The following is a 10,937-nucleotide window of genomic DNA, read 5'->3' on the forward strand; positions in this document are numbered from 1 at the left end:
ATGGCAGGAGACAAAAATGACGTTCCCGTGGCTTGGGCATTACTCGCCCGGTGTGCCGACCACCATCGACGCTCGAGCCTTCGAGTCCATCGGCGAAATGATCACGGCTGCTTGTGACCGCTTCAGCGAGCGGCGTGCCTACGAGCAGGGTGGCACCGCCTTGACCTATCGCGAGCTCGATGCGCTGTCCCGTGCTTTCGCCGCGTTTCTGCTGGGTGACTGCGGGCTTGTTCCCGGTGAGCGCATTGCGCTCATGATGCCCAACCTGCTGGCCTATCCGGTGGCACTGGCCGGCGCGCTGCGTGCCGGCCTTGTGGTTGTCAATGTCAATCCGATGTATACGAGCCGCGAACTGCAGCACCAGTTGGGCGACTCGGGTGCGAAAGCCATCGTCGCGGTGGACAGTGTCCTGCCGCTGGTGCGTCAGGTGCGCGCCGCGGTCGACATCCGGCGCGTGATCGTCGCGGGAACTGGTGATCCGCGCCGTCCCAACGCCGAGGCCGCCTCGCTTGAATCGGGTGAGGAACACCTCGCCGACGTGCTGGCAAAGGGCGCCGGTCTGGAATTCAGCCCGCCGCCCATCGGGTTGCAGGACATGGCGCTGCTGCAGTACACCGGCGGCACGACAGGCGTATCCAAGGGCGCGAGTCTCACTCACGGCAACCTGGTGGCCAATCTTCAGCAGGGCGCAGCCTGGTACCGCCTCGGCGAAGCCGGCGAGGTGGCGGTCACCCTGTTGCCGCTGTATCACATCTTCGGCCTGAGCTTCAACGGCCTGCTGATGATCCAGATCGGTGCCTTGAACCGTCTGGTCGCCAACCCGCGCGATCCGCAGCAGGTGTCGGCGGCGCTTGAGCCGGGTTTTACGGTGCTCTCCGGCGTCAACACGTTGTTCAACGGCCTGCTGAATTCTCCGGCCTTCGATCGCATCGATTTCTCGACGCTTAGGCTGGCGGTCAGTGGCGGCGCCGCCACGCAGTCCTCCTTGGCACAGCGATGGCTTATGGCAACGGGCTGCCGCATCACAGAAGGCTACGGACTCTCCGAAACCTCGCCGTTCGCACTCTCGAATCCGGTTCATCTGGGCTTCGGCAGTGGCCTCTTGCCTCTCCCGTCGACCGAAGTGGCGATCCGCGACGACGCCGGCACGACGCTCCCGGCAGGGACTGTGGGCGAGATTTGCATTAGAGGCCCGCAGGTCATGCAAGGCTACTGGCAGCAGCCGGGCGAGACCGCCGCCGTGCTCGATGCCGCAGGGTGGCTGCGCACGGGCGACATGGGCGCCATAGACGCCCGCGGCGCGGTGACTGTGACTGACCGCAAGAAGGATATGGTGCTGGTTTCGGGCTTCAATGTCTTCCCCAACGAAGTCGAAGCAGTGCTGGCCGGCCACGCGCAAGTGCTGGAGTGCGCCGTCATCGGCGTGCCGGACGAGCGGACCGGTGAAGCTTTGAAGGCATTCGTGGTCGCCCGTGATCCAGCGCTAAGGGGCGAAATCCTGATCGCCTACTGCCGTGCGAATCTCACCGCCTACAAGGTGCCGCGCCAGTTCGTGTTTGTGGACCAACTGCCCAAGAGCCCCGTCGGCAAGATCCTGCGTCGCAGTCTGCGCGCCTGAGCCGACCACCCAAGGAAACCTATGCCTGACATCTTCACTCCCGGCTTGCTGGCAGGCCGCACAGCGCTCATTACTGGCGGCACCAGCGGCATCAACCTGCACATCGCCAAACGCTACGCCGGCGCTGGTGCCAAGGTGGCCTTGATCGGCCGTGATGCCGCCAGGGCCGAAGCGGCCGCACTCGAGATTCGCGCGGCTGGCGGCCAGGCCCTGGGGATCTCCGCGGACGTGCGCGACTATGCGGCGGTCGAGTCGGCGCTACGCCGTACTTGCGAGGCCTGGGGTGAAATCGACATCGTGATCGCCGGTGCGGCCGGCAATTTCGTGGTGCCGGCTTTGGGCATGTCCAGCAACGCCTTTCGCACAGTGGTGGACATCGATCTCGTCGGCACATTTAACACTGCGCGCGCCGCTCATCCCTTCCTGCGCAAGCCCGGCGCCAGCTTCATTGCCATCTCCGCCGGGCATGGGACCATGCCGATCGCAGGCCAGGCGCACGTGTGCGCCGCCAAGGCCGGCGTGGAGATGCTCGTGCGTTGCCTGTGCGTGGAGTGGGGCGGCGACGGCGTGCGCTGCCTGGCCATCGCGCCGGGACCGGTGGAAGGCACCGAGGGCATGCGCCGCCTGGCGCCCCAAGGCAAGCTCAGCCTGAAACGCATGCTGTCGACCGTGCCTTCGGGCCGGCAGGCGCGTCTCGACGAAGTCGCCGACCTGGCCCTGTTCCTGGTCAGCGGCTCGGCCAGCTACATCAACGGCGCCGTCATTCCCATTGATGGTGGGCTGACCAACCTGGGCTCACACGCGTTCGGTGAAATGCTGCTTGATTCGGTGCAGCGCGAGCCGGCGGCTTTCCCTTCCGGCGGGCCGACCCGCCCTTCGTCGGTTCTCACAAAGGAAACATCATGAGCACTCGCCGCGAAATCCTGCAAGTGACGCTGGGTACCAGCGCCCTGCTTGCCGGGCTGAGGCCGGCTGCCGCGCAGTCGATCGACCAAGTCAAGATCTACTATGGATTTCCCGCGGGCAGCGGCGGCGACGGGGTCGCGCGCCGCGTTGGCGAGCAACTGGCAGGCTCGGCTTACACAAGAAACCCCGCAGTGGTGGAGAACCGCCCGGGGGCGGGTGGGCGCATCGCATTGGATCTGCTCAAGTCCTCCCCCTCGGACGGCAGCGTGCTCGCGCTCGCGCCGCAGGGGTGCGCAACCATTTACCCGCACATCTACACGCGACTCAGCTACGACCCGGTGCGCGACATCGCGCCGGTGTCCACCGCGGCCATCATGGATTTCGGATTAGCCGTCGGCCCCATGGCGCCGGCGAACGTGAAAACCGTGAAGGACCTGCTGGCCTGGTTCAAGGCGAGTCCGCTGCAAGCCAGCTACGGCTCGCCGGGCGCTGGTACCGCGCCGCATTTCATCGGTGCGTTACTGGGCATGAACAACGGTTTGGACATGAAGCATGTGCCCTATCGCGGCTCAATACCCGGCATCACCGACCTGGTCGGCGGCCAGCTTGCCGCGATGTTGACTCCCAGTGGCGATTTCATCCCCAATCACAAGGCTGGCAAGCTACGCCTGCTCGCCACGTCCGGCAAGCAGCGCTCGCCCTTCACGCCCGAAGTGCCCACCTTCAGCGAACAGGGGTTCCCGGAATTCGTGATGGAGGAGTGGTTCGGCTTCTATGCACCGGCCAAGACGCCTTCGCTGCTCGTGGAGCGAGCCAATCAGGCCATCAACCGCGCACTGAAGGAGAAAAGCCTGGTGGACAGTCTGGCAGTCGTGGGCTTGCAAGCCCGCGGCTCAACTCCGCAAGCGATGGCGCAGTCGCAGAAAGCAGAGTACGAGCGTTGGGCGCCGCTGGTTAAGCGCGTGGGCTTCACCGCGGATTCCTGACAAGCGCTTGCCTCGCGCGCTCAGCCGATTGACCGCGCTACCCAAGACTTCCGGCGCCCCGTCGTGTACCTTAATCAACGGGGCCATGGAGCCAGTCCGGCAAGCGTTGGAACTCCTGCGCGGCATCACAAGCCAGCAGGCGGTTTTCGAGCCCGCAAAGGCGCAGCGTAGGTTTCGGATCTGCATGACTGACATCACCCACGTTGTCCTCCGCGTGATCGACTGCTTCGACGGCATGGTCGTCAGCTGGTCGCTCGGTACGCGCCCGGACGCTGAACTCGTCAACACGATGCTGGACGCGGCCATCGAGACGGTGGTCGATTCCGAAGATCGGCCCGTCGCTCACTCCGATCGTGTTGCCCACCATCGCTGGCCAAGCTGGCTCGCGCATCGCTGATGCGAAGCTCATTCGCCCGATGTCGCGCAAGGGGTACTCGCCTGACAACGCGGCGTGCGAAGGCTTCTTCGGCCGGTTGAAAACCGAGCTGTTCTATCCTCGCAATTGGCAGTCCATAACCATCGAGCAGTTCATACAGGCAGTGGACTCCTATATTCGCTGGTACAACGAACAGCAGATCAAGATCTCACTGAACTCTCTCAGTCCCATCGAATACTGAGAGAGTCTTGGACTTGCGGCGTTAAACCAGTTCAAGTTTTTGTCCGCGTCCCCCTGTGCGAAGGAGGCGCGCATGCTTGGCGCATCCAGGCCTCAGGGCCCGGCCGCCTGCACGGCCGGTGCCCTTTATCTTCTTCTCCCGTTCTCGTTTTCCTCTTCCTCTCTCTTTTTCTGCCTCTCTCTCTTTTGCCGCATCACTGTCTGCGTGGCACAGCAGCCGTAGCGTGCGCCCGGCGAGGTGCGAGGCGACTGCCCTCGAGTCCAGAGCGCTCCGTTGGCAGGGTCGCCAGATCGATCCGACGCTCGCTGGCTGTGGGCTGCGCGCGGAGCATTCCAATTTTCGCGCGGCGCTCGTGCACCGCGCGCGTTTCGGGGCAATGTCCGAATCCGCTTTTTCCGATGCGGTGTGAAGGGGGGCGAATCGATCCGGCGCGTTTCAGTGCTCATATGTATTCCAATTTGATGTGAGCATCTACCGCGCGTGTTTGTAACGAACGCTACTTCGTCAAGCTCACCATCGCGATGGCTGGGCACTGGCATGGTCTGAAGTGCTTCGCGGTAGCCCACCAGCGCAGGGCACAGCTGAGGGGACATGGCCGACGCGACCGGTCTGTATCTCGGTCCGCCGCTGCACGCGACGGTGTTCAGCTCTCGACGAGAGATGGCGATCCAGGCGCTCCGCCGCAAAGACCGATGCTGCCGCCGCCGCCGGGGCGCCGAGAGTCCGCCGAAGGGTGCCGTACGCCATCGCGTGGTGTTGCGCACTTTATCCGGCCAACACGGGCACGCCCGGTCCAGGGCAAAAGCCGGATCGCGGTGGTGGCGTACATGGCACTGCTGCTTGACCGGGAAGCTTGCGATGTCGATCGGAAGTCCGAGCACCTTGGTCAAATGGTTGCGCGCGAGGATGCGGGCTGGGCGCTGCGGCACCAACGCGATCAACTCTGAGTGCGAAACGATCTGCGCTAGGCCGAGGAACGAGGAACCCTTCGGTGGGTGACCAACTGCGCGTCACTGACACCCTCTACGCCGGCATTCAGCTCATCCTGCCCGGCGAATCCGCACCGCTACATCGGCACAGCCAATCGGCGCTGCGGTTCGTGCTCGAAGGCCGCGGCGCCACCACCACGGTGGACGGCGAGCTGGCACCCATCCAGGCGATTTCATCATCACCCCGTCCATGGGCCGGCACGCACACCACGGCGGCGACGAGCCGATGATTCGCCAGCTGAGCCATCGAACTGGTCGTCAGGGTGGTGCGGCTGGCCGCTTGAATTAATCTTCAACCCCAACTTCCTCGTTGTGAATGGCATGGCAGGAGAGGGCAGGTCCAAGGTGCGTTACAGGGGGCTGGCGAAGAACACCGCGCAATTGCACACGCTGTTTGCGTTGAGCCTCTGCGGACAACGCAACGCTGGCTCCTGAGCGGGCGCGAGGATGAGTGCGGCCGAAAGGGCGAGGTGGGCAAAGCTATCGGCGAAACGGCCCGAACCCCAACGGAGGCGCATTCGATGCAGCACGACTCTGCAATTTCATATCTTGGCAGTCAGCGCCGCTGCCGCGTCGCCACGCTGGCTTCAAAAACACCCAACCTAGAACCTCTGGGTTTCGAAAAATCTAGTCATTTTATAATTAGAGTGGACAACAGGGCCAGCAACGGAAAGGGCAAGGTAGAGATGAAGCATGGAGTTAAGACGGCGCGTTTGGCGTCCATCGAAGGACAGCCTACAGACAGTCAGCGCGAGGACCTCTCACTGGCAGAGCAGGCGCGGAGGTCGCTGCGAAGGGATATCACCCAAGGCGTTCTCGAGCCCGGCCAGACGCTCAAGCTGGAATTCCTCAAGGGGCGGTATGGCATCAGTTTCTCGCCCATCCGGGAAGCCCTCACCAGCCTTGAGGGTGAACGGCTGGTGGTGTCCAGTCCTTCGAAAGGGTTCAAGGTGGCGCCCCTTTCAGAGGAGGAAATGTGGGACGCGATCGAGACCCGCATCCTCATCGACTGCGAAGCGCTCAGGCGCTCCATCCGCAATGGCGACGATGCCTGGGAAGTGCAACTGGTGAGTGCTTTCCACGCGTTGAAGCTGGCCGCCAAGCCATGGGATACAGGCAGGCTAGCACAGGAAGCCGAGGAGCTCCTCGAATTGCGTCACCTCGAGTTTCACCGAAGCTTGATCGCGTGCTGCAACTCCAGCTGGCTCAAGCAATTGTCAGCGCAGTTCTACGTGCAGACAGAGCGCTACCGGCTTCCCAACCTGCGCGGCGCCAACAATCCCTATGCGCCCTCCAAACCCATCAAGCGGGACGTGAACAGGGAACATGCCGATCTGTTGGCCGCGACGGTGGGACGCGATAGCGACATGGCCAGCGCGCTCCTGGCCAAGCATTACAGGGACACCGGCAACATGATTGCCGCGGCCATCAACGCTAGGCAGCTGCCCGCAAAAGAAGTCTCCTGACAGTTGGCGGTCCGGCCGCTGCAACGGGGCAAATTTCTTGACACATGAGATTTTCTTTATAAACTCCAGTCTGTTTTCGAAAATAGAACCGGAGAAGAGCTTATGGCTGCATTGGCATATGACGCGTACCGCGAGAGCGTGGCAGGGCGCGCCGACGTCGCCGACAGTCCCGCATTGCTCAGCTATTACGCGGAGCTAGAGGCCCTCGCAACCGGGGCGCTGTGGACGGTCGCTAACAAGATCGAGCCCTGGCAGCCGCAAACCTCTTCGGTGCCGGTACTCTGGCGCTATCGCGATCTGCACGCGCATGTGCTGCGTTCGGTTGAACTGGTCACGCCCCAGAAGGCCGGGCGACGGGTGATCTACCTGAACAATCCAGGGCGTCAGGACGTGGCGGCCGCCGTCGGCTGGCTGTACTCAGGCCTGCAGGTCATGCGCCCCGGTGAGGCCGCTTCCGCTCATGCCCACTCGGCATCGGCCTTGCGCTTCATCATGGAAGGCAGCGGCGCCTACACCGTGGTGGACGGCCACAAAATGACGCTCGGCGTGAACGATTTCGTCCTGACGCCGAGTGGAACCTGGCACGAGCATGGCGTGAGTGAGGACGGCAGCACTTGCATCTGGCAGGACGGCTTGGACATACCGCTGATCAATGCGCTGGAAGCGGGCTTTTATGTCGTGCACCCAGACCTGAAGCAGGCGGTGACCCATCCTGTGAACGACACCAGCGCGTTGTGGGGTGGCGTCGCGTTGCGGCCCCAAGTCAGCACCTGGAGCGAGAGCTACTCGCCCCTCTTCAAATACGAATGGGCTCCCACCTATGACGCACTGGTGCGCCTGTCCAAGGTCAGCGAAGGCAGTCCCTTTGACGGCACGCTGATGCATTACGTCAACCCGGTCACGGGTGGCCCCGTGATGCCCACCATCGGCGCCAGCATGCAACTGCTGCGGCCTGGCGAGCACACGCTGGCGCACAGGCACACCGGAAGTTACCTGTACCAGGTGGCGAAGGGCCGTGGCTTCTCCGTCGTCAATGGCCAGCGCTTTGACTGGCAGGAACGCGACATCTTCTGCGTTCCCTCGTGGATGTTCCATGAGCACGCGAATACGTCCACCACCGACGACGCATGCCTGTTCTGTTTCAGTGACCTGCCCGTCATGAAATCACTGGGGCTGTACCGCGAGGAAGCCTTGAGTGACAGCGCAGGCCGACAAACGGTCACCCCGGCCTAGTCCACACCCCACCCGAACACCAGCACACGCGCCCACACGCGTGGTGGGGACTGCTTTGTTTTTTTTTAATTATTTCGGAGAACTGAATGCGCCTCGTAACGTACAGAAGCCATGCCGCCGCCGCCGCCAGACTGGGCGCAATGGTAGGCGAGCACGTGGTGGACCTTGAGTCGCTGGGAAGCGCCGCGGGCATCAATTTCCCGCGCGACATCCTGGATTTTATCGACCTGGGACCGGACGCCGTGCGAGTGGCCGGCGCGCTGCTCGCGGAACACGCTGGAAAGTGGCCAGTGGGCGTTGCACAGCCACTGGTGAACGTGAAGCTGCTCGCACCGATCCCGCGCCCGCGCAAAAACATCTTCGGCATCGGGCTCAACTATGCGGAGCACATCGCGGAGTCGAGCCGCGCGCTGGATACCGCGAACGAGTTGCCAAAGCAGCCGGTCATCTTCTCCAAGCCCCCGACGGCCGTGATCGGGCCGGGCGACGCGATCGAGCACAACGCGAAGATCACCCAGCAACTGGATTGGGAGGTCGAGCTCGCGGTGATCATGGGGCGTCGAGCCAGCCGCGTTACCGAGGCCGACGCACTGTCGTTCGTGTTCGGCTACAGCGTCATGATCGACATGAGCGCGCGCGACTGCCGCCGCGGGGGCCAATGGATCTATTCGAAGGGCCAGGACAGCTACGCGCCGTTCGGCCCGTGCATCGTCACCGCCGACGAAATCCCCGAGCCGCACACCCTGGACCTTTGGCTTACCGTCAACGGCAAGGAGAAGCAGCGGTCGAACACCCGCCACATGCTCTTCAAGGTCCCTCACCTCATTGCCGACATCAGCGCCGGCATCACCCTGGAGCCCGGCGACATCATCGCTACCGGCACGCCCGATGGCGTTGGCGCCGGCCGCAATCCGCAGGAATGGCTCTGGCCCGGAGACATCGTGATCGCCTGCGTCGAAGGTATCGGCACGCTGCGCCACCCGGTCGTCGCCGTCTAGGCGAGTCCCTTTCCAAATTCATTTCATGGATAAAAACATGTTCAGAAACCTTGGCGTTGCCGGCCTGCTCGTCGCGGTACTGGCAGGCGTCCATCCAGCGTATGCCGCCGACCCGGTGAAGATCGGCTTCATCACGACCTTGTCCACCCCTGCGGGCTACATTGGGGAAGACGAGCGCGACGGCTTTACCCTGGCCATCACGCGAGGCAGCGGAAAACTGGGCGGCGTGCCGGTGGCACTGGTGGTCGAGGACGATGGCCTGAAGCCCGCCAACGCCAAGCAGTCGGCTGACCGTATGGTGCAGTCGGGCATCCGCCTGTACACCGGGGTGAACTTCTCGAACGTGCTGGCGGCCGTGGTCCCCAGCGTTGTCGACGCAGAGCACTTCTACGTGAGCCTGAACCCCGGCCCCTCCAATTTCGCGGGCGCCAACTGCAATCGCAACTATTTCGTGGCGTCCTACCAGAACGATGCCTTCCACACGGCAGGCGGCGTCGCGGCCAACCAACTGGGCTACAAGCGCGTCGTGCTGCTTGCGCCCAACTACCAGGCCGGCCGCGATGCGCTGGCTGGCTTCAAGCGCACGTACAAGGGCCAGGTGCTGGCCGAGATCTACACGAAGCTCGACCAATCGGATTTCTCCGTCGAACTGGCGCGTATCCGCTCCCTTGTGCCGGACGCGGTCTACCAGTTCCACCCGGGCGGCGCTGGCATCAACTTCGCCAAGCAATACGCCAACGCGGGCTTGTCCAAGACCATCCCCGTGGTCGTGCCGGGTTTCTCAATGGACAGTCGCATGCTCGCCGCGACGGGGGCAGCGTCGGAAGGGTTCTACACCACGGGCATCTGGTCGGTCGCCATGGATAACGAGGCATCGCAGCAGTTCGTCGAGGCGTTCAAGAAAGCCTATGGCCGCATTCCCACTGACTACGCGATGCAGGCCTATGACACCGCGCAGTGGATCGGGTCGGGCCTGAAGGCCGTCAACGGTGACTTGACCAAAGCCGACGCTTTCCGCGCCGCGATGCGCAAAGCCGAGTTCACTTCCCTGCGCGGCAAGTTCCGGCTGAACACCAACCAGCATCCGATCCAGGACCTGTACCTCATGCGCATCGAGAGGAGCGCCGGCGGTGAACTGGCGCCCAAGGTCGTCCGCAAGATCGTCAGTGACGACAAGGACGCTTACGCCGACCAATGCAAGATGCCGTCATGATGCTGCTGTTCGAGCAGTTGCTCAACGGGCTCCAGTTCGGCGCGATGCTGTTCATGCTGGCATCAGGGCTCACCTTGATCTTCGGGATCATGGGCGTCGTCAACCTGACCCACGGCTCTTTCTACATGGTCGGAGCCTACTGCGCGACGTTCGCCATCGCAAGGACCGGTTCGTTCCTCGCAGGGATGGTGGCCGCGCTTGTCGGCGCGGCCTTGTACGGGCTGGTCGTCGAAGTCCTTGTGATACGCCGGCTCTACCGACGCGATCACCTCTACCAAGTGCTGGCCACCTTTGGCTTGATCCTCTTCACCAACGAAGCGGTGAGCATGCTGTTCGGACGCACGCCGCCGCTGGCTGTGACGCCCGCGGCCCTGGATGGCGCAGTGACGTTGCTGCCCGGTTTCGAGTACCCGGTCTTGCGGCTTGCCTTCATTGGCGTGGGTGCGCTGGTCGCGCTGGGCCTATGGCTGCTGGTCAACGGCACGCGGGTGGGCATGCTGGTGCGCGCCGGTGCGGATGACCGCGAGATGGTGGATGCACTGGGCGTCGACATCCGCAACCTCTACACCATCGTCTTTGGCCTGGGCGCGCTGCTCTGCGGCTTGGCCGGGGTGATGGCGGCCCCCTTGCTGGCCGTCGAGATCGGCATGGGCGAGCGTGTGTTGATCACCACGTTCGTCTGCATCGTGATCGGCGGCGTGGGATCGGTGCGCGGGGCCTTGGTCGGCGCAATCCTCGTGGGCATGGTGGACAGCCTAGGGCGGGCCTACCTGCCCCAGTTGCTCGGCGGTCTGTTCACTCCGACGGTCGCCGACCCGCTGGCCGCGGGCCTGGCATCGGCCAGCATTTATTTGGTGATGGCGGCCGTGCTGATCGTTCGCCCCCTGGGGCTGTTCCCCATGAAAGGATGA

General features: G+C 63.5%; 9 protein-coding genes and 1 pseudogene. All 10 read left to right on the top strand.

Features of this window, described 5'->3' with window-relative positions; all coding sequences use genetic code 11:
• Positions 1 to 16: 16 nt before the first annotated feature.
• On the top strand, positions 17 to 1,618 hold the full coding sequence (locus RZE77_RS11435; protein ID WP_319441942.1) for an AMP-binding protein: 1,602 nt from the start codon (positions 17 to 19) through the stop codon (positions 1,616 to 1,618).
• 21 nt (positions 1,619 to 1,639) lie between these two features.
• Positions 1,640 to 2,524 (top strand): SDR family oxidoreductase, encoded by an 885-nt coding sequence (locus RZE77_RS11440; RefSeq protein ID WP_319441943.1) that lies wholly within the window; start codon positions 1,640 to 1,642, stop codon positions 2,522 to 2,524.
• Entirely contained in the window at positions 2,521 to 3,510 is a 990-nt protein-coding gene (locus RZE77_RS11445) for a Bug family tripartite tricarboxylate transporter substrate binding protein (protein WP_319441944.1), read from the top strand. The genes RZE77_RS11440 and RZE77_RS11445 overlap by 4 nt, the downstream gene beginning before the upstream one ends.
• A gap of 214 nt (positions 3,511 to 3,724) precedes the next feature.
• Positions 3,725 to 4,127, top strand: a pseudogene (locus RZE77_RS11450) (transposase); the annotation flags it as partial.
• 991 nt (positions 4,128 to 5,118) lie between these two features.
• On the top strand, positions 5,119 to 5,346 hold the full coding sequence (locus RZE77_RS11455) for a cupin domain-containing protein (RefSeq protein ID WP_405547434.1): 228 nt from the start codon (positions 5,119 to 5,121) through the stop codon (positions 5,344 to 5,346).
• 291 nt (positions 5,347 to 5,637) lie between these two features.
• The gene (locus RZE77_RS11460; RefSeq protein WP_319441945.1) at positions 5,638 to 6,582 is read left to right on the top strand and encodes a GntR family transcriptional regulator; all 945 of its coding nucleotides are present in this window, start codon (positions 5,638 to 5,640) and stop codon (positions 6,580 to 6,582) included.
• 102 nt (positions 6,583 to 6,684) lie between these two features.
• Positions 6,685 to 7,815 (top strand): cupin domain-containing protein, encoded by a 1,131-nt coding sequence (locus tag RZE77_RS11465; protein ID WP_319441946.1) that lies wholly within the window; start codon positions 6,685 to 6,687, stop codon positions 7,813 to 7,815.
• 86 nt (positions 7,816 to 7,901) lie between these two features.
• Positions 7,902 to 8,813, top strand: a complete 912-nt coding sequence (locus RZE77_RS11470; protein ID WP_319441947.1) for a fumarylacetoacetate hydrolase family protein — start codon at positions 7,902 to 7,904, stop codon at positions 8,811 to 8,813.
• A 25-nt stretch (positions 8,814 to 8,838) separates the two neighbouring features.
• Positions 8,839 to 10,026 (top strand): ABC transporter substrate-binding protein, encoded by a 1,188-nt coding sequence (locus RZE77_RS11475; protein WP_319441948.1) that lies wholly within the window; start codon positions 8,839 to 8,841, stop codon positions 10,024 to 10,026.
• Positions 10,023 to 10,937: a branched-chain amino acid ABC transporter permease gene (locus RZE77_RS11480; protein ID WP_319441949.1), complete on the top strand. Its 915-nt coding sequence runs from the start codon at positions 10,023 to 10,025 to the stop codon at positions 10,935 to 10,937. Before RZE77_RS11475 ends, RZE77_RS11480 begins: the two co-directional genes overlap by 4 nt.

It is taken from the genome of Variovorax sp. SPNA7, from assembly GCF_033807855.1.
Taxonomy (GTDB): domain Bacteria; phylum Pseudomonadota; class Gammaproteobacteria; order Burkholderiales; family Burkholderiaceae_C; genus Variovorax; species Variovorax beijingensis.